This window comes from Streptomyces sp. NPDC033845, assembly GCF_055576225.1.
The window spans coordinates 388773-407272 of sequence record NZ_JBVIRI010000001.1 but is presented as its reverse complement, the minus strand read 5'-3'; the positions used below and the strand labels follow the sequence as shown (position 1 = coordinate 407272).

Below are 18500 nucleotides of genomic sequence, written 5' to 3'. Positions count from 1 at the left end.
GGGGTTCCGGGGGGTCGGTTCCCGGGGGTCAACGCATCGTCTCCAGGTGCCTGCGGTGCATCCACTTCGGCAGCCCGGGGGCCTCCAGGAAGCCTTCGGCGCGGCCCGCCGCGATCCCGATCCGCAGCAGGTCGGAGCTCTTCTCGAAGAGCATGAACCGCGGTTCCCAGATCGGCCGGTACTTGGCGTTGGCCCGGTAGAGGGACTCGATCTGCCACCAGCGGGAGAAGAAGCTCAGCAGGGACCGCCACAGCCGGAGCACCGGGCCGGCGCCGAGCCGGGAGCCGCGCTCGAAGACGGACCGGAACATGGCGAAGTTCAGCGAGACCTGGGTGACCCCGATCTCCTTGGAGCGTTCCAGGAGTTCGATGACCATGAACTCCATCAGCCCGTTCTCGGAGTCCCGGTCGCGGCGCATCAGGTCCAGGGACAGTCCGGCGGGCCCCCAGGGCACGAAGGAGAGCACGGCGCGGAGTTCGCCCCGGCCGTCGGTGCACTCCAGCATCACGCACTGGCCGTCGGCGGGGTCGCCCAGCCGGCCCAGCGCCATGGAGAACCCGCGCTCGGTGGCGCCGTCGCGCCAGTCGTCGGCGCGGCGGACCAGGTCGGCCATCTCCTCGGCGGGGATGTCGGCGTGCCGGCGGATCCGTACGGTGTAGCCGGCCCGCTTCACCCGGTTGTAGGCCTGCCGGACGGTCCGCATGGCGCGGCCCTCCAGGGTGAACTCGGCGGTCTCCACGATGGCCTCGTCGCCGAGTTCCAGGGCGTCCAGCCCGTGCCGGGCGTAGACCGTCCCGGCCTCCTCGCTGGCGCCCATCACGGCCGGCACCCAGCCGTGCTCGCGGGCCTCGGCCAGCCAGGGCTCGATGGCCCCGGGCCAGGCCTCGGGGTCGCCGATGGGGTCGCCGGAGGCCAGTGAGACCCCGCCCACCACCCGGTAGGTGACGGCGGCCTTGCCGGTGGGGGACCAGATGGCGCTCTTCTCGCGGCGCAGCGCGAAGTAGCCGAGGGAGTCGCGGTCGCCCTGCCGGGCGAGCAGGGCGCGCAGCCGCTCCTCGTCCTCCGGGGTGATCGGGTCGACGGCGCGGCGGGACCGGAAGGCGGCCAGCAGCACGGCGAGCAGCAGCAGGAAGGACATGGCGTTGATGGCCACGTCCACCCAGCCGGGGGTGGTGATGTCCGGCCAGCCGCGGTCGTTCTCGGCGAGGGTGACCAGCCGCATCACCCCGTACCGCCAGCGGCTGGGGAAGGAGGCCTCCCAGTGGTCGGGGGCGGTGTTGGTGGCGCCCACCAGCAGGGCGGCGACCAGGGAGGTGACCAGCAGTCCGGCGACGGCCACGGCGGCGGCCAGCCTGGGGTTGGAGCGGTCGCCCTTGGCGTAGAACTCGCGGCGGCCCAACAGCAGGGCGGTGACGAAGGCGGCGCTCAGCCCGAGGGAGATCCAGTTCTGCGGGTGGGCGCGGATCTCCGGGTAGTCGGGCAGGCAGAAGGCGGCCAGGAACAGGGCGAGGAACAGCCCGCCGAGCACCAGGTTCAGGATCCAGGCGGCCCGTTTGCGGCGGCCCATGGTGACCGCGAGCAGCAGGGAGAACAGCCCGGAGCCGAATCCGGCGGTCAGCAGGTACGGGGTGTAGAAGTCGGCGGTGTTGTGGGCGCGGAGGTCCTGCCCGAGGGAGACCCAGACCGCGCTGAGGAAGTTGACGAAGGTGACGGCGCGCAGGTACCAGACCGCGAAGGCGGCGCCGCGTCGCGAGCGGGGGGTGCCCCGGCCGCCGGTCGGGTGATCGGTGCTGCCGTGCGGATCGCGACCGGGTCCACGGTCCTCGTTCCGGACGGGTGCTGCGCTGGCCAAACGGACCTCTCCCATGAAAAGCGATCATATGGGGCATCGCGCTGCATGAGGGTGTCCGACGACGGCGGCCCGGTCGGGGCCGCCGTCACCAGCGGCTCATCCGGCCGTCTCCACCTCGGGGATCCCGGCGGGTTCCACGGGCTCGGGGAGCTCGGGAAGTTCCGCGGCGAGCGCGGCGGCCGCCTGGACGAGGGGAAGCGCGAGCAATGCCCCGGTTCCTTCCCCCACAGTGACGCCGTGGTCGAGCACGGGGTTGAGCGCCATCCGGTCCAGCGCCTTCGCCTGCCCCGGCTCACCGCTGGCCTGACCCGCCAGCCACCAGTCCGGGGCCCGGAACGCGGCCCGCTGCGCCACCAGCGCACAGGCCGCCGACACCACCCCGTCCAGGATCACCGGAGTACGGCGCACCGCGCACTGGAGCAGGAACCCGGTGATCGCGGCGACATCCGCGCCGCCGACCGCCGCCAGCAGCTCCAACTGGTCGCCCAGCACCGGACGGGCCCGCCGCAGCGAGTCCCGGATCGCCGCGCACTTGCGCATCCAGGCCAGATCGTCGACCGGGACCCCGCCGCGCCCGGTGACCACCGAGGCATCGGTCCCGCACAGCGCGGCCACCAGGGTGGCGGCGACCGTGGTCCCGCCGACGCTCAGATCACCGAGGACCACCAGGTCCGTACCGGAGTCGGCCTCCTCGTCGGCGATCCGCATGCCCAGCCGCAGCGCGGCCTCGGCCTCGGCGACGGTCAGCGCGTTCTCCACATCGGTCCGGCCGCTGCCGCGCCGCACCCGGTGCCGCACGACCTCCTCGGGCAGCAGCCCCGGATCGCAGTCCAGACCGGCGTCCACGATCCGCACCGAGGCACCGAACCGGTCGGCCAGCACGGCCACCGGGCTGCGCCCCTCCAGCACGGCGCGGACCAGTTCGTGCGCCGAGCCCGCGGGCCGGGCCGAGACCCCGAGGGCCGCCACCCCGTGGTCCGCCGCGAACAGCACCACCTTGGGACGCTCGATCGGCCGCACCGGCACCCGGCCCTGGGCGGCCGCCAGCCAGTCGGCGAGCTCGTCCAGCCGGCCCAGGGCGCCGGCCGGCACGGCCAGCCGCTCACGGCGTTCCTCGGCGTCACGCCGGACGCCCCCGTCGGGGCGCTCGATCAGATCGGAGAACTCGTCGAGATTCAGCGTGGTCATCTTCCGAACAGTACAGGCGCCCCCGGGCCCCATCCCCGCCCGCTCAGTCCCCGCCCTTGAGGATGAGCGCCTGCCCGGCGACCACCAGCAGCACCTGCTCGCACTCGCCCGCCACGGCCGCGTTCAACCGCCCCAGCTCATCGCGGAAACGCCGTCCGGCGGGGGTGGCCGGCACCACCCCCGACCCGACCTCGTTGCTGACCGCCACCACCGTCCGCCGGGTGGCCCGGACCGCCGCCGCCAGCTCCTCGGTCCGCTCCCGCAGCCGCTTCTGCCCACCGCCGGCCCACACCTCCTCGTCCCAGGCGCCGACCCGGTCCATGGCGTCGGTCAGCCACAGCGCCAGGCAGTCGATCAGCAGCGGTGGCCCCTCCGTGGCGAGCAGCGGCACCAGCTCGCAGGTCTCCAGGGTCCGCCAGGAGCCGGGCCGCCGCTCCCGGTGCAGGGACACCCGGCCCGCCCAGTCCGGATCGCCCTCCCGGGCGCCGCCGGTGGCCACGTAGACCACCTCGGGGAACGCGGCCAGCCGCTGCTCGGCCTCCACCGACTTCCCGGACCGGGCCCCGCCCAGCACCAGGGTCCGCCGGGGCGGCCCCGGCAGCGCGCGGTACTCCCCGACGGACAGGGCGGAGCCGTCCGGCACGGCCCGCGCCCCGGCGGCCGCGCACCGCCGGTCCAGCTCCGCGCCGGGCGGCACGTCGTGGTCCAGGTGCACGGCGATCACGTCGGTGCCCGGGCCGACCGCCCCGGAGGCCCGCAGCCGGGCCAGCGCGTCCGGCCGCCCCAGCACATCGGCGAGCACCGTGTCGTACGGCCGCTCCCCGTCCTCCGCGGAGGTCCCGGCAGGGGAGCCGCCGGGCGGCAGGTAGAGCAGCCGGTCGCCGGCCGGGCCGGTCACCTCGTACCCGGTGCCGGGCGCGTCCATCGGCACGGCCCGCACCCGGTGCCCGCTGATCACCGAGAGCTCCCGCCCGTCCGGCACCCGGCCGGCCGCGGGCAGCCCCGGCGGCAGTTCCACCGGCGGCCCGTCGTGCGGATGGGTCAGCAGGACCTGCCGCACCCCGCCGAGCGACCGTCCGGCCCGGGCGGCCGCCAGCACCGCCCCCGGGGTCAGGTCGAGCAGCAGTGCCCCGTCCACGAGCACGGAGGTGGCCGCCCGGGCGCGGGGGCCCACGGAAACGGCGCAGGCGGCGCAGGGACAGCCGGGGCGGGGCAGTCCTTCGGGGGTGCCGGTGCCGAGCAGAGTCAGTTCCACAGGGAAGATCCTCCCGCGTCCCCGCGGGTGGTGCTCGCCCGGTTAGTCTGCGGGCAGACTCACCGAGAGCAGTCGACGAGCAGCGGACGAGCAACGGAGGCGGACATGGCGTGGACGTGGCGGTTCGAGACGGCGGACGGCACCGAGACCGCACCGGCGTTGGTGCCTGAGGAGTTCACCACCCAGGGCGACGCCGAATCGTGGATCGGGGAGTTCTGGAAGGAACTCCTGGAGGGCGGCGCCGACCGGGTCCGGCTGTCGGACGACAACGGTACGGAGATCTACGCGATGAGCCTGCGCGAGGCCCTGGACGCCTGAGCGGCGCTCCGGAACCCGGTATGCGGGTGTCCGGACACGACGGTGCCCCGGACCCCCGTGTCGGGGTCCGGGGCACCGTCGCAACGGCCCGGCGTGCCTCAGCCGCGTACGCCGCAGAGGTGCAGCAGGGCGGCGACACCGCGGTAGGGGTCGGTGCGGCCGGCCCGGTCCTCCGCCGCCAGCAGCCGCTCCAGGTCCTCGTCCGAGGGCACCGCGGCCTGGTCCCCGGCCCCGTCGGTGAAGACCCGGACCCCGTACCAGCTGTGCAGGGGTGCCCCGATCCCGGCCAGGGTGGACCGCAGGTCGCCCAGCCGGTCGGCCCGGACCTCCAGGCCCAGCCGGTTGGTGTAGTCGACGGAGTCGAAGGAGCGGAGCGCGCCCGTCCAGTCCCCGGCCAGCCCCGGCCGCATGGCCAGCGCGTCACCGTTGCGGACGAGCAGGGACAGCAGCCCGCCGGGCGCCAGCATCCGGGCCAGCCCGGCCAGCATCCCGTCCGGCTCGGGCACGTACATCAGCACCCCGTGGCAGAGCACCACGTCGAAGGAGCCCGGCAGGAAGTGCGCGCCGGTCTCCCGGCCGTCGCCCTCCAGGAACCGGACCCGGTCGCGGATCCCGGCCGGCTCGGCGGCCAGCGCGGTCCGGGCCACGTCGAGCATCCCCGGGTCCTGCTCCAGCCCGGTCACCATGTGGCCGGCCCGGGCCAGCCGGAGCGCCTGGGTCCCCTGGCCCATGCCCACGTCGAGGACGCGGAGCCGCTGGCCGACCGGGAAGTGGTGGGCGATCCGCTCGTCGACCTGGCGGCCGACGAGCTCCTGCCGGACGGCGTTCCGCAGCCCGCCGAGGCCTTCCAGCCAGCGCGCGGCGCCGTCCGAGAACCCCTCGCTCAGGGTCGTTCCCCTCGCTTGACCTGCGGCTTCGGCAGCCGCAGCCGGCGCATCTGGAGGGTGCGCATCAGACCGTAGGCCACCGCGCCACCGCGCTTGGGCTGGTCCGGGAAGCGCTCGCCCAGGGCCTTGCGGAGCCGGATGAACAGACCGATGGAGTCGAGGATGATCAGCGCGATCACACCGAGCCACAGCAGCAGCGCGACGTTCTGGATCGAGGGGACCCGGATCATGCTGAGCACCAGGATGAGCACCGCGAGCGGCAGGAACATCTCGGCGACGGAGAAGCGGGAGTCCACGTAGTCGCGGACGAACTTGCGGACCGGGCCCTTGTCACGGGCGGGCAGATAGCGCTCGTCCCCGTTGGCCAGCGCCTCGCGCTGCTTGGCCATCTCGACGCGGCGCCGTTCGCGGGCGCGCTTGGCATCCTCCTTGCGGTTGCCGGTCGATGCCACGACGGCCTTGCGCTGCGACTGTGCGACAGCGCGCTTGGGCGTCGGGCGGCCCTTGGGGGCCTGCGGGTCACGGGGCTGCGAAGGATCGGCGCTCACCTTGTCGGTGGCGGCGGCCTTCTCTTCCTTGGAGGAACGGCTACCAAACACAAAACCCAAGCGTACGTGGTCGTGCGCGGCCGCCCCACCCCGGCGGGGAACGATCCGGCAACGGCGTGCGTCTTCCGGGTGTAGGGGATCACCGAGGGGGTCACGTACTCCTTACGCCTGACGGAACGGCGGCGTACTCGTCCTGGAGGAGGAGCGCATCGGCGTCCGATCAGTGAGGTAATGGAGTCAGGGCCCGTACTGTGGTCCCGCAGCCGTAGTCCGTCAGAAGGGGGCGCGCGAAGCCCATGAGCGGTGTCATGAAGCGTATGGGGATGATCTTCCGCGCGAAGGCGAACAAGGCCCTTGACCGGGCCGAGGACCCGCGCGAGACCCTCGACTACTCGTACCAGAAGCAGCTGGAGCTGCTCCAGAAGGTGCGCCGCGGCGTCGCCGACGTCGCGACCTCCCGCAAGCGCCTGGAACTCCAGCTGAACCAGCTCCAGGGCCAGTCCGCGAAGCTGGAGGACCAGGGCCGCAAGGCGCTGGCCCTGGGCCGCGAGGACCTGGCCCGGGAGGCCCTGTCCCGGCGCGCCTCGCTCCAGCAGCAGGTCAGCGACCTGGAGGTGCAGCACCAGACCCTCCAGGGCGAGGAGGAGAAGCTGACCCTCGCGGCCCAGCGCCTCCAGGCCAAGGTGGACGCCTTCCGGACGAAGAAGGAGACCATCAAGGCCACCTACACGGCCGCCCAGGCGCAGACCCGGATCGCGGAGTCCTTCTCCGGGATCTCCGAGGAGATGAGCGACGTCGGCCTGGCCATCCAGCGGGCCGAGGACAAGACCGCGCAGCTCCAGGCCCGCGCGGGCGCCATCGACGAACTGCTGGCCTCCGGGGCCCTGGACGACCAGTCCGGGCTCGGCGCCAAGGACGACATCCAGGCCGAACTGGACCGCCTCTCCGGCGGGACCGACGTGGAGCTGGAGCTGGCCCGGATGAAGGCCGAGCTGGCCGGCGGCCCGCAGGCCCCGGCGATCGAGGGCGGCGCCGCCGGCACCGACCGTCCGTCGCAGCAGCAGTCGCAGAGCCCGCACCGGTTCGACAAGCAGTAGGACGGGGCCGTCATGATTGTCCGCATCATGGGGGAGGGCCAGGTCCGGTTGGGGGACGAGCACCTCGCCGAGCTCAACACGCTGGACGACGAACTGCTGGCGGAGATGGAGAGCGGGGACGGGGCGGGCTTCCAGCGCACCCTGGCCGCCCTCCTGGACAAGGTCCGCGAGCTCGGCAGCCCGCTGCCGGAGGACTCCCTGGAGCCCTCCGAACTGATCCTGCCCGCCCCCGACGCGAGCCTCGACGAGGTCCGCGCCATGCTCCGCGACGACGGCCTCATCCCCGGCTGACGGCTGACGGCTGACGGCTGACGGCCGGCGGCAGGTGTCTGACGGCCGGCATCTGACGGGGCCGGCCGCCTCAGGCCGGCGGGGCCGGCGGCCGCAGCGGCCGCTCCTCGTCCGGCGCCCCGCCGATGAAGTCCTGGATCCTGCGCCGCGGCACGGCCCAGCGCCGGTCGTGACGGTACGCCCGCAGTCCCGCCTTGGCGCGGGCCCGCGGGCGCCCGCCGTAGAACCTCTTCGCGTACGGCGAGTCCGGCCGGGCCAGCCGGACCGCCCCGATCAGCGCCACGAACGGCACCAGGATCCCCACCAGGGCGGTGCGCGCCTTGCCCTTCCACAGGGCGATCAGCGCCAGGAAGAAGTTGCCGGCCACGTTCATGACGACCACACCGCGGCTCTGCCGCTCCTCGTAGGTCAGGTCGTTCACCCCGAAGGGCAGGAATCCGCCCAGCACCAGGGCGACCAGCGCGGCGGTCAGCACCACGATCTCCACGCTCTTGCGGCCCTGCTCGCTCCAGTACACGTCGTCCAGGTGCAGGATCAGCGCGAACTCGTCGAGGACCAGCCCCGCACCCAGCCCGAAGATCACCGCGGAGAGGTACGCGCCGAACCCGTACCGGCCGCTGCCCACCGCCCCGAACCCGCCGATCACCACCAGGATCACCCCGGGAACCACGTGGTGGACGTGCATCCCGCCCGGGGTGATGTTCTTGAACGGTCCCCGTCCGGCCCGGATCAGCCGGGTGATCATGCGGGTGACCAGGAAGGAGGCGACGAAGGACAGCAGCGCGAGGAACAGCGGGAGCTTCCCCGGTTCCACGATGTTCCGGTACCACCAGTGATCCATGATCCGGCTCTCCCTCCGGTGGCATTTGCCCGGTAAGGGGTAATTTACCGGTCGGATGGAGCAGGTAGCGTTCCCCGCGATGAACGACTCGCACTCCGATCCCCACGCCCGCCCCGGCCCCCCGGCGGACCCGTGCCCCGACCCGCCCCGGGAACGGGCCTCGCTCGGCGACGGCATCCGCTTCGCCTTCGGCACCCTCACCGTCTTCCCGGCCCGGATCACCCGCTGGGACCGGCCCGCCGCCCGCACCGGCATGGCCTGCGCCCCACTGGCCGGCCTGGCCGTGGGCCTCTGCGCCGCGGTCCCCGGACCGCTGCTGCTCCTCCTCGGCGGCGGACCGCTGCTGGCCGCCGCCGTGACCGTCGCCGTCCCCGCCCTCCTCACCCGGGGCCTGCACCTGGACGGGCTGGCCGACACCGCCGACGGCCTGGGCAGCGCCAAACCGGCCGAGGACGCGCTGCGGATCATGAAGCAGTCCGATATCGGACCCTTCGGCGTGGTCGCCCTGCTGCTGGTCCTGCTGATCCAGGTCGCCGCCCTCGCCGACCTCTACGCCGAGGGCTGGGCGTACGGCGCCCTGGCCACCGTGGTCGCCGCCGTCACCGCCCGGCTCGCCCTCACCCTGGCCTCCCGCGCCGGGGTCCCGCCGGCCCGCCCCAGCGGCCTGGGCGCCGCCGTCGCCGCCGTCGTCCCCACCCGCACCGCGCTCGCCCTGGCCGCCCTGGTCGCCGCTGCGGCCGGCCTCGCGGCCCTCCCGATCGGCCCGTACGCCGCCGCCGCGGTGCTCGCCGCCCTGCTGGCCGCCGAGTTCCTGCTCCGCCGCTGCGTCCGCCGCTTCGGCGGCGTCACCGGCGACGTCTTCGGCGCCCTCGCCGAAACCGCCGCGACCACCACCCTGGTCACCCTCTCCCTCGGCTGACCACCCGGCCGGCTATCCGAGGCTGTCGGCCCGTTCCGCGAGGGCCCGCAGCTCGGCGGACGCGCCACGCCCGGCGACGAGGACCAGGTCCCGGACCACCGCGCGTGCGGCGAGGTCGACCGCCGTGGAGACGGCCTGGACTTCCACGCTGAGGAGCGGTGTCCTGCGCCGTGGCCGACGCGAGGGGGACGGTCCCGGGGGGCCGGGCGTCGGGAGCCGGGTGTGCGGCGGGGGGTCGGGGGGTGGCGCGTACGCTCCGTCGTGTGGAAGAGATCGTGGTCGGAGCGTTTCCCGGTGCCGCGCCCATCAGGGTGCTGCTCGCCGATGACCAGGCGCTGCTGCGCAGCGCCTTCCGGGTGCTCGTGGACTCGGAAGCGGACATGGAGGTGGTCGGGGAGGCCTCCGACGGGGCCCAGGCCTACGCGCTGGCCGGGGAACTGGCCGCCGACGTGGTCCTCATGGACATCCGGATGCCGGGCACGGACGGGCTCGCCGCCACCCGCATGATCAGCGCGGATCCCGCGCTGGCCGCCGTACGGGTGGTGATGCTGACGACCTTCGAGGTCGACGAGTACGTGGTCGAGGCCCTGCGGGCCGGCGCCTCCGGCTTCCTCGGCAAGGGCGCCGAACCCGAGGAGCTGCTCAACGCCATCCGGATCGCCTCGGCCGGTGAGGCCCTGCTCTCCCCGGCCGCCACCAAGGGGCTGATCGCCAGCTTCCTCGCCCAGGCCGGTCCCGACGCCGCCACCGGGGTTCCCGGCGGCCGGCACGCCGAGCGGCTGGCCGCGCTGACCGTCCGCGAGCGCGAGGTCCTGGTGCAGGTGGCCGGGGGGCTGTCGAACGACGAGATCGCCGGCCGGCTCGCCGTCAGCCCGCTCACCGTCAAGACCCATGTCAACCGGGCCATGGGCAAGCTCGGGGCCCGGGACCGGGCCCAACTGGTCGTCATCGCCTACGAGTCCGGACTGGTCCGGCCGCGCGCCGAATAGGCTGGCGCCCGGCCGGCCGGGCGCCCGGAACTACGGGAGGGGCGCCCCGTGGGGCGCCCCTCCCGGACACACGAACCGCTACGGCAGCGCCAGCATCCGCTCCAGTGCCAGCTTCGCGAAGCTCTCGGTCTCCTTGTCCACCCGGATCTGGTTGACCAGGTTGCCCTCGGCCAGGGATTCCAGGGTCCACACCAGGTGGGGCAGGTCGATGCGGTTCATCGTCGAGCAGAAGCAGACCGTCTTGTCGAGGAAGACGACTTCCTTGTCCTCGGCGGCGAATCGATTCGCCAGCCGCTTGACCAGGTTCAGCTCGGTGCCGATGGCCCACTTGGAGCCGGCCGGGGCCGCCTCCAGCGCCTTGATGATGTACTCGGTGGAGCCCACGTAGTCCGCGGCCGCCACCACCTCGTGCTTGCACTCGGGGTGCACCAGCACGTTGACGCCGGGGATCCGCTCGCGCACGTCGTTCACCGAGTCCAGCGAGAACCGGCCGTGCACCGAGCAGTGCCCGCGCCACAGGATCATCTTGGCGTTCCGCAGCTGCTCGGCGGTCAGTCCGCCGTTCGGCTTGTGCGGGTTGTAGAGCACGCAGTCGTCCAGGGACATGCCCATGTCGCGGACGGCGGTGTTCCGGCCCAGGTGCTGGTCCGGCAGGAACAGCACCTTCTCGCCCTGCTCGAAGGCCCAGTCCAGGGCCTTCTTCGCGTTGGAGGAGGTGCAGATGGTGCCGCCGTGCTTGCCGGTGAAGGCCTTGATGTCGGCGGAGGAGTTCATGTACGAGACGGGCACCGTCACATCGGCGATCCCGGCCTCGGTCAGCACGTCCCAGCACTCCGCGACCTGCTCGGCGGTGGCCATGTCGGCCATCGAGCAGCCGGCCGCGAGGTCCGGGAGGACCACCTTCTGGTCGTCGGTGGTCAGAATGTCGGCGGACTCGGCCATGAAGTGCACACCGCAGAACACGATGTACTCGGCCTCCGGCTTGGCCGCCGCGTCCCGGGCGAGCTTGAAGGAGTCACCGGTGACGTCCGCGAACTCGATGACCTCGTCACGCTGGTAGTGGTGCCCGAGGATGAAGACCTTGTCCCCGAGCTTCTCCTTGGCCGCACGGGCCCGGGCCACCAGGTCCGGGTCCGAGGGGGACGGCAGGTCGCCGGGGCATTCCACCCCGCGCTCGCTCTTGGGGTCGGCTTCGCGGCCGAGCAGCAGCAGGGCAAGGGGCGTCGGCTGGACGTCCAAAGGCTGGGCGGTGGTCACGACACGCACCCTTTCTGTTCCGCGACTACGAGACTCGGTCCTGGTCGGTCCAGGAAGATATCGGCTTCTCGTCTATTTGACGCTATCTATCATAACCGCTTCACGTCACTTTGACGATGCCGATAGTGTCGATGTGACGAATTCGCCCCTCGTCATCGGTCCGACCCACCCCTCCACATCCGTGTGCGAGCATGGGAATGAATCCGAGGCCGCGTCGGTTGCAGCCGACGGCAAGAGTCCGCCCCACTTCGGGAGTGAATGCAGATGTCCGTTCAGGACGAGAAGACCACTGTGAGCGACGGCATCCTCCTGTCCGACGCCGCCGCCGCCAAGGTCAAGGCCCTGCTGGAGCAGGAGGGCCGCGAAGACCTGGCCCTCCGCGTCGCCGTCCAGCCCGGTGGCTGCTCCGGCCTGCGCTACCAGCTCTTCTTCGACGAGCGCTCGCTCGACGGCGACGTCGTCAAGGACTTCGACGGCGTCAAGGTGGTCACCGACCGCATGAGCGCCCCGTACCTGATCGGCGCCTCGATCGACTTCGTCGACACCATCGAGAAGCAGGGCTTCACCATCGACAACCCCAACGCCACCGGCTCCTGCGCCTGCGGCGACTCCTTCAGCTAAGCGCTCCGGGGGCCTCCAGCCCCGCTGCGCGAAGACGGCCCCCAGGACCCCACCGGTCCTGGGGGCCGTTTCGCGTCGCCTCGGCCGGTTGTGGTCGGAAGGTGTGGCCTGATCGCGACCGCCTCTCATGAGCTTGCGTAATAACTGGGCAAAGCGGCTGGACGGACCTCCCTCAAGCGTTGCTCAGATCCGACTCCCCCCTTGTGGTTGAACCGACATAAAACGATCAACCGCCGGCCTGTTCGGAGTCCGCCCCTCCGGATGAAGTGCCTGGTCAAGGCACTCCTGATGTGGTCCCATCGACACCGTCCGGGCAGCAAAGTGCCTGGTCAGAACGGTTCCATGGGGGGAACGTGAAGTCGAGCAAGACCGGTCGTGGTGACCGGGGTATGAAACTGCTGATCTCCGGCGCACTCATGGCCGGCCTGGTGACCGCACCGACGGTCGTCGGCGCGACCGAAGCCGCCGCCGCGGAGCAGTGCGAGTCGTACGTGGCCGCGTACGTCCTGGAGGACACCGGACTCCTCGGCACTCCGCAGATCTTGCGCAAGTACTACGACTGGAGGCCGAAGTCCGGTAACAAGGACGGCACCTTCGTCGAGGACGCGCGAACCGCCACGGTGCCGGGGCTGACCTACCTCTTCGGCGGGGGGAACGGGGTCTTCTACGGTTTCGACCGGGTCGACGGTGCGCTGCAGTCGTACAAGGACAAGTCCGCCACCGGAGGTTCGATGCTGACTCCGGTCAAGACCTACGGAGGCGACTGGACGCCGGCGGAGCGCGTATGGGCCAGTGCGGGTGACGTGCCCGCGGGCACCGGTCCCGTGCTCTACAAGAGCACCTACGGGCGAATCTTCGAGCAGAAGAACGACGGATCGATCTCGATCTATGCCCAGGGCGAGGCCGAGACCGGCGACGGCTCGGTCCTGTGGCGAGCGACGATCCCCGCCACGGCCCCCGTAGCTGCGGCGCTGCGAGGCGCCGATGAAGTCTGGGCGACCGCGGGCCACGTCTACTCGCTCAAAGGCGCGGTGCTGACCCGCTGGACCTACAAGGAGAACCTGCCTGACGGCCGGCCGCCGATCCACGACCCGGAAGTCGTTGCCACTGGCCTGACCGCCGGTACGACGGCTGCGTGGTCTCCGGGGCCCGGGACGCTCTACACCCGGGCAGGTGCAGGACCCGTCAAGAGCTACACCGGCGACTCGTACGCCACGGCGTCGACCGACGTCCGCTCATCGATGCCGGAGGGCCGCGTGCTGACGGACGTGGCGGCGTGCCTGGTGGACCCGGCCGGAGGAAAACCGGTCATCCCCGGTACCACTCCGCCTCCGTCCGGTCCCGAGACTCCCGTCCAGCCGGAACCCGTTCCCGAGAAGCCGACGGGGCCACGCAGGGTGTCCGGGAAGTTCACCCTCGGCAGTGGGGCCCCGGCCGCAGGACTGAAGGTGGACGTCCGGGCCGTCAACCCCGAGCTGATGAACGCTGACGGTTCCGATACGAGACTGCCGGTTCTCGGCACGGTCACGACCGGGAGCGACGGGAGCTGGTCCCTGGTTCTCCCGGAGAAGCTGCCCGCCAAGGTCCAAGCGGCGGCGGACGCCAACGGCGGCATCGTGAACGTCACTGCTGCGACCGGCGCGGTGACGACCTCCGGCGTTCGCATGTTCGGCTCGGACACCCTTCCGGCCGTGCCGGAGCCGATCGAACCGGCGGGTGCGGCTCCCGGCGAGCTCGCCGCCGCTGCTGCCGCGGAACCCGAGCACACTGTGGCGCTGCTGCCGGCCGCGGAGGGCACCGCTCCCACGGAAGAGGCACCCTCACCCGCCGAGGGCGCGAACTCCTACGCTGCCACGCAGGCGGCGAACCCCCGTGCCAACCCGACCGCTCCGAAGCCCAAGTGGCTGAGTGACCGGGAGCCGGCGCCGGCTCAGTTCAATCCGTACCTGATCAACGGCAAGGACCTCAGCGCCGAGGCGGTCCGTCCCGAGCCGGTACCCACGGGCAGCGAGACCTGCTATTGGCTGAACAGGGTGCTGAGCAAGGACGTGCAGTACACGATCGTCGGCGAGGCGCACGCCTACTTGGACGCCTACGCATCCTTCGAGTTCGAGAGCAAGCTCTCGAACGGCTTCGACATCATGATCAAATCTTCCGGTAAATGGACCCTCGGCGGCACGGTGGCGATGAACTCCTGGGCCGCGACGAGCACTGGATTCAGCAATCGGGGGCCGAAGTTCGCCACGCACTACCGAATCCCGATCATGTACCACAAGCGCAAGGTGACGTACTACTGCGGTGGTGTGCCCCGGAGTAGCTACGAGGAAGTCGTGCCGGTCGGTTACCACGTTCCCGCCGGGGGGTACGCCGGCGTCACCGGCAGGAACCTGCTCTTCGCAAACGGCTATGAGGCCTTCCGTAAATCGGACCCGGAGAAGCGCAGCGTGGTGTGGCCCGGCACGTACACGCAGATCAGTACCGGCCGCAGCCTCAAGTACACCACCGCCGCAACCCCGTTCTACCTCTCGATGTCCGTGTACACGCAGTACGACAGGGACCACAAGCAGCGGATCCTGGCCGGCACCCAGCCCATCAAACATGACATCTGGGGCTACAGGTCCCGCGTGGGAGCGGGGAATCCAGGTGTCTTCTACTCGTACTAGGACGGCGCTCGCCGTGGCGGCGGTGGTGATCGGGCTGCTGCCCGCGTCCCCGGTGACGGGGGCGCCCGCCGGTGTGGGGGAGATCGCGGGCAAGGGCCTCTACAACGGGGCGGAGCCCGGGATGGAGGCGGGCACCGAGAACGCCAAGGTGGGGGAGGAGTGGTGGGTCGCGCTGCCGTTGGTGCTCAATGACACGGACGCGCCCCTGCGGCTCACCGGGACCACCATCGAGGACCTCTCCGGAGGGCTCAGGGTGATGGAGTACGCGGCGTTCGACGCGGCCGAGACGGATGGTGTCCCGCTGCTCTGGCCCGATGGCAACGGGACGATCGACTTTCGGAAGCTGAAGAACCACGCCGGGAGGGCGATCGAGCTGGCGCCCGCGCCGGACGGGGACAACAACGTCTTCTTCATGGCCCGGATCCGGGTGGAGACCATCGAGGGCGGGCGGTTCACGCGCTGCCGGCTGCACTACACACAGGGCGGGCGGAAGTACTACCAGGACTCACCCTGTCGGGCCATCATCAGCGGGGTTCCCGAGGACTGAGGGCGAACGGAGGCCCGCACCGGGATTCCGGTGCGGGCCCTTCGGCTGGTGGTGGTCGGGGGTCGGGTCAGGTGCGGGGGAGTTCCTCGGCGGTGGTCGCGTCCAGGACCTTGCGGTCGCCCAGGGGGCGCTCCAGTTTGGCCGTCATCGACATCTCCTGGGCCAGCAGGATGCAGGCCCGGCCCGGCTCCTTCGGCGTGTCGACGATCCGCACCATCACCGACTCCGGGTGCTCCGAGACCTCCAGCCCGTAGGTGCTGCACGCGCCGCCCCAGAAGTGCACGGTCAGCTCGCGGTCGGCCGCGTCGTACGAGAACCCCGGGACCGTCTTCACACCGGTCTTCGCCGTCTGCTCGGCCGTCTGGGCCACCGTGTGGCCGGGGCCGCCGTCGCGGCCCGCCACCTCGAACAGCCAGGCCGGCACCAGGGCCCGGGCCCCGTCCACCGTGCCGCCGGTCAGCCCGAGGACCGCACCGACCACCGTCTCGGTGCGCGGGGGCTTGATCGGGCGCGGCTCAGGGTTGCAGGGGGCCGGGTCCTGGGTGCCCACGCCGTCGGTCCGTACGGTCTCGCTGTCCAGGGGGACGGCGGTGGCGCATCCGGGCGGGCCGGTGACCGGCCGGGAGGCCGCGTTCAGCCGGTCCAGGGCCTCCTGGGCGGCGACCACCGGACGCTCGTCCGTCGGCTCGGGGGCCTTCAGCTCGCCGCTGCCGGCCACCACCGATCCGTCCGCACCCACGCTGATACGGGTGGACCAGCCCTGGCTCGGGAACCCGAGGAACACCGGGTCGGCGACGACCACCCGGACCGGGCCCTGGGTCAGCCGGGTGTCCAGCTTGGCGCCGAGCAGTCCGGTGGCGCTCAGCACCGGGGCCGCGGCCGCCTTCGCCGCCTCCTCCGGGACGGGGGTCCCGCCGGTCCCCGGCGCCGGGGCGCCCGGGGCCACCGGGGGTTCGGGCAGGGTGGCCGGGCCGCAGGTGTCCTTGCCGCGGACGCAGTCGTCGCCGCCGGTCGCGCGGTGCCGGGTGAAGTTCCAGGTGCCGGGGGCCTGCCGGTTCACCTGGAGCCGGGGGCCCTCGCCCTCCCGGTCGGTGCCCACCCGCCACAGCTCGCCGGTGAGCCGGGGAGTGCCCGGTACGCCGAGTGCGGCGGCGAGGCGGGCCACCTCGGCCTCGGTCACCTGGCCGGTCGCCTTGAGCACCGGGGCCCGGTCAGGGCCGGTGGGCAGCGGCCCCTTGGCCTCGTACACCACCCGTTCGCCGGAGGGATCGGGTTCCCCCGGGGCGATTCCGGGCGGCGGATCGGTGTCCCGGGAGGTGCCGGGGGAGCCCCCCGGGGAGGGGGCGCCCTTGGCGGCGGCGTCCTGGGCGCTCAGCGTGGCGGAGGCCGAGCCGCCGCCCTGGGCGGCGGTCGCCCAGTAGGCGGTGCCGCCGCCGGCCAGCAGCACCGCGGTCGCGACCGCGGCGACCGCCGCGCCCGACCGCCGCCACGGCCGCCGCCCCGTCCCGGCCTCGGCACCCGGACCCGCCGCCGCCTCGGAGTCGGTCCCCGCGCCCGGGCCCGCGCCCGCGGCATCGCCCGCCGCCGCCCCGGACCCGAGCGCCGTGGGCGCCGCGCCCGTCCCGCCGACCGCGCCGGTACCGCCTGCCGCGCCCGTCCCGCCTGCCGCGTCCGCCCCGTGTGTCCCGTCCGTCCCGTCCGCCGGGTCGGTCGTGCCGGGGTGCTGTCCCTTGTCCACCGCATCGCTCCTTCGCCTGCCGTGCCGACCGTGGTGCCGGTGGGACGGAACAGAAGGGCAACCGGTTCCCGTAACTCCCGCGGGCGCCCGCGGGAGTTCCTGCCCTACTGGTCCCCGTACTGCGCGGTGCCCGCGATCAGCCGGGCCGAGGCCGCCGGCACCCGGACCCCGTGGATCCGGTCGGCGCTCACCGGCGCCGGGGCGGGTTCCGCCGGGACCGCCCAGTGCGGGGCCATCCTGGCGCAGTCGCCGAGGAGTTCCGCGAAACCTGGCCTGCCGAAGGCTTCCCCGGCGCGCCCGGGGCCGCTGTACTGGGCGGTGTACGAGGGGTGAACGACGCTGTTCGAGGTGGTCATGGGGGCACCGTAGGCCGGGAAGCCCTCGTCCGGTAAGAGCTACTATCGGGTAGTTTCGCCCGGTCGGTCGACCGTTCCCGACCGGGTAGCGTGGACTGTCCCCTTGCCGCCCCTTCGCAGGAGCATCCACGCCGTGCGTATCGCAGTCACCGGCTCCATCGCCACCGACCACCTCATGACCTTCCCCGGCCGCTTCGCCGACCAGCTGGTCGCGGACCAGCTGCACACGGTCTCCCTCTCCTTCCTCGTCGACAACCTCGACGTCCGACGGGGCGGGGTCGGCCCGAACATCTGCTTCGGCATGGGGCAGCTGGGCAGCCGGCCGATCCTGGTCGGCGCCGCGGGCTCCGACTTCGACGAGTACCGCGCCTGGCTGGACCGGCACGGGGTCGACACCGAGTCCGTACGGATCTCCGAGGTGCTGCACACCGCCCGCTTCGTGTGCACCACGGACGCCGACCACAACCAGATCGGCTCCTTCTACACCGGGGCCATGAGCGAGGCCCGGCTGATCGAGCTCAAGGCCGTCGCCGACCGGGTCGGTGGCCTCGACCTGGTCCTGATCGGAGCCGACGACCCGGAGGCGATGCTCCGCCACACCGAGGAGTGCCGGACCCGGGGCATCCCGTTCGCCGCCGACTTCTCGCAGCAGATCGCCCGGATGGACGGCGACAACATCCGCACCCTGATGGAGGGGGCGGCGTACCTCTTCTCCAACGAGTACGAGAAGGGCCTCATCGAGTCGAAGTCCGGCTGGACCGACGAGGAGATCCTCGGCAAGGTCGGCATCCGGGTGACCACCCTCGGCTCGCGCGGGGTGCGGATCGAGCGGGCCGGCGAGGAGCCCATCGTCGTGGGCTGCGCGGAGGAGACCGCCAAGGTCGACCCGACCGGTGTCGGCGACGCCTTCCGCGCGGGCTTCCTGACCGGTCTCGGCTGGGGCGTCGGCCTGGAGCGGGCCGCCCAGGTGGGCTGCATGCTCGCCACCCTGGTGATCGAGACCCTGGGCACCCAGGAGTACACGCTGGCCCGAGCCCACTTCATGGAGCGGTTCACCAAGGCCTACGGCGACACCGCCGCCGCCGAGGTCGGCGCCCACATCGGCGGCTGACCCGAGGCGACCGGCGCCCGGC

General features: G+C 72.5%; 19 protein-coding genes. 9 read left to right on the top strand and 10 right to left on the bottom strand.

Features of this window, described 5'->3' with window-relative positions; all coding sequences use genetic code 11:
- Window positions 1–28 precede the first annotated feature (28 nt).
- The 3 genes from ACZ50K_RS01885 to ACZ50K_RS01875 form a co-directional block, all read right to left on the bottom strand.
- The gene (locus tag ACZ50K_RS01885; RefSeq protein WP_468896203.1) at window positions 29–1867 is read right to left on the bottom strand and encodes a phosphatidylglycerol lysyltransferase domain-containing protein; all 1839 of its coding nucleotides are present in this window, start codon (window positions 1865–1867) and stop codon (window positions 29–31) included.
- An 81-nt stretch (window positions 1868–1948) separates the two neighbouring features.
- Entirely contained in the window at window positions 1949–3040 is a 1092-nt protein-coding gene (gene cobT / locus ACZ50K_RS01880; protein WP_468896200.1) for a nicotinate-nucleotide--dimethylbenzimidazole phosphoribosyltransferase, read from the bottom strand.
- Between the two features lie 43 nt (window positions 3041–3083).
- Window positions 3084–4295, bottom strand: coding sequence for a bifunctional adenosylcobinamide kinase/adenosylcobinamide-phosphate guanylyltransferase (locus ACZ50K_RS01875; RefSeq protein ID WP_468896197.1), 1212 nt, complete (start codon window positions 4293–4295; stop codon window positions 3084–3086).
- Window positions 4296–4400: 105 nt separating this feature from the next.
- On the opposite strand from ACZ50K_RS01875, the gene ACZ50K_RS01870 reads away from it, so the two are divergent.
- Window positions 4401–4613, top strand: coding sequence for a hypothetical protein (locus ACZ50K_RS01870; protein WP_468896194.1), 213 nt, complete (start codon window positions 4401–4403; stop codon window positions 4611–4613).
- Window positions 4614–4711: 98 nt separating this feature from the next.
- On the opposite strand, the gene ACZ50K_RS01865 is transcribed toward ACZ50K_RS01870, so the two are convergent.
- Together ACZ50K_RS01865 and ACZ50K_RS01860 are read right to left on the bottom strand one after the other, a co-directional pair.
- On the bottom strand, window positions 4712–5464 hold the full coding sequence (locus ACZ50K_RS01865) for a class I SAM-dependent methyltransferase (protein WP_468897161.1): 753 nt from the start codon (window positions 5462–5464) through the stop codon (window positions 4712–4714).
- Window positions 5465–5496: 32 nt separating this feature from the next.
- Window positions 5497–6108 carry a DUF3043 domain-containing protein gene (locus ACZ50K_RS01860; RefSeq protein ID WP_468896191.1) on the bottom strand — a complete coding sequence of 204 codons (612 nt, stop codon included), beginning with the start codon at window positions 6106–6108 and terminating at the stop codon, window positions 5497–5499.
- Window positions 6109–6344: 236 nt separating this feature from the next.
- Here ACZ50K_RS01860 and ACZ50K_RS01855 point away from each other — a divergent pair, with 236 nt between their 5' ends.
- Complete coding sequence (locus ACZ50K_RS01855) at window positions 6345–7145, top strand: PspA/IM30 family protein (RefSeq protein ID WP_468896188.1); 801 nt, start codon at window positions 6345–6347, stop codon at window positions 7143–7145.
- 12 nt (window positions 7146–7157) lie between these two features.
- Entirely contained in the window at window positions 7158–7436 is a 279-nt protein-coding gene (gene pspAA / locus ACZ50K_RS01850; RefSeq protein ID WP_468896185.1) for a PspA-associated protein PspAA, read from the top strand.
- A gap of 70 nt (window positions 7437–7506) precedes the next feature.
- Here the strand turns inward: pspAA and ACZ50K_RS01845 are convergent, their stop codons facing one another.
- Complete coding sequence (locus ACZ50K_RS01845) at window positions 7507–8277, bottom strand: hypothetical protein (RefSeq protein WP_468896182.1); 771 nt, start codon at window positions 8275–8277, stop codon at window positions 7507–7509.
- Between the two features lie 79 nt (window positions 8278–8356).
- Here ACZ50K_RS01845 and ACZ50K_RS01840 point away from each other — a divergent pair, with 79 nt between their 5' ends.
- Window positions 8357–9196, top strand: coding sequence for an adenosylcobinamide-GDP ribazoletransferase (locus tag ACZ50K_RS01840; RefSeq protein ID WP_468896179.1), 840 nt, complete (start codon window positions 8357–8359; stop codon window positions 9194–9196).
- 12 nt (window positions 9197–9208) lie between these two features.
- On the opposite strand, the gene ACZ50K_RS01835 is transcribed toward ACZ50K_RS01840, so the two are convergent.
- Window positions 9209–9343, bottom strand: a complete 135-nt coding sequence (locus ACZ50K_RS01835; protein ID WP_468896176.1) for a hypothetical protein — start codon at window positions 9341–9343, stop codon at window positions 9209–9211.
- Window positions 9344–9459: 116 nt separating this feature from the next.
- On the opposite strand from ACZ50K_RS01835, the gene ACZ50K_RS01830 reads away from it, so the two are divergent.
- Window positions 9460–10185, top strand: a complete 726-nt coding sequence (locus ACZ50K_RS01830; RefSeq protein ID WP_468896174.1) for a response regulator — start codon at window positions 9460–9462, stop codon at window positions 10183–10185.
- Between the two features lie 78 nt (window positions 10186–10263).
- On the opposite strand, the gene nadA is transcribed toward ACZ50K_RS01830, so the two are convergent.
- Window positions 10264–11451 (bottom strand): quinolinate synthase NadA, encoded by a 1188-nt coding sequence (nadA, locus tag ACZ50K_RS01825; RefSeq protein WP_468896171.1) that lies wholly within the window; start codon window positions 11449–11451, stop codon window positions 10264–10266.
- A 255-nt stretch (window positions 11452–11706) separates the two neighbouring features.
- Here nadA and erpA point away from each other — a divergent pair, with 255 nt between their 5' ends.
- The 3 genes from erpA to ACZ50K_RS01810 all read left to right on the top strand — a co-directional run bounded on the left by erpA (window position 11707) and on the right by ACZ50K_RS01810 (window position 15273).
- Window positions 11707–12063, top strand: coding sequence for an iron-sulfur cluster insertion protein ErpA (gene erpA, locus ACZ50K_RS01820; RefSeq protein ID WP_468896168.1), 357 nt, complete (start codon window positions 11707–11709; stop codon window positions 12061–12063).
- Window positions 12064–12452: 389 nt separating this feature from the next.
- Complete coding sequence (locus ACZ50K_RS01815) at window positions 12453–14726, top strand: hypothetical protein (RefSeq protein WP_468896165.1); 2274 nt, start codon at window positions 12453–12455, stop codon at window positions 14724–14726.
- Window positions 14707–15273, top strand: coding sequence for a hypothetical protein (locus ACZ50K_RS01810; protein ID WP_468896162.1), 567 nt, complete (start codon window positions 14707–14709; stop codon window positions 15271–15273). The genes ACZ50K_RS01815 and ACZ50K_RS01810 overlap by 20 nt, the downstream gene beginning before the upstream one ends.
- Window positions 15274–15340: 67 nt before the next feature.
- Here ACZ50K_RS01810 and ACZ50K_RS01805 read toward each other — a convergent pair whose 3' ends face one another.
- Both ACZ50K_RS01805 and ACZ50K_RS01800 read right to left on the bottom strand, forming a co-directional pair.
- Window positions 15341–17011 carry a hypothetical protein gene (locus ACZ50K_RS01805; RefSeq protein ID WP_468896159.1) on the bottom strand — a complete coding sequence of 557 codons (1671 nt, stop codon included), beginning with the start codon at window positions 17009–17011 and terminating at the stop codon, window positions 15341–15343.
- Window positions 17012–17115: 104 nt separating this feature from the next.
- A complete protein-coding gene (locus ACZ50K_RS01800; RefSeq protein WP_468896156.1) occupies window positions 17116–17367 on the bottom strand; it encodes a hypothetical protein in 252 nt (83 codons plus the stop codon).
- A 133-nt stretch (window positions 17368–17500) separates the two neighbouring features.
- Between ACZ50K_RS01800 and ACZ50K_RS01795 the strand changes: the two genes are divergently transcribed.
- On the top strand, window positions 17501–18478 hold the full coding sequence (locus tag ACZ50K_RS01795; RefSeq protein ID WP_468896153.1) for a carbohydrate kinase family protein: 978 nt from the start codon (window positions 17501–17503) through the stop codon (window positions 18476–18478).
- Window positions 18479–18500: the final 22 nt, after the last annotated feature.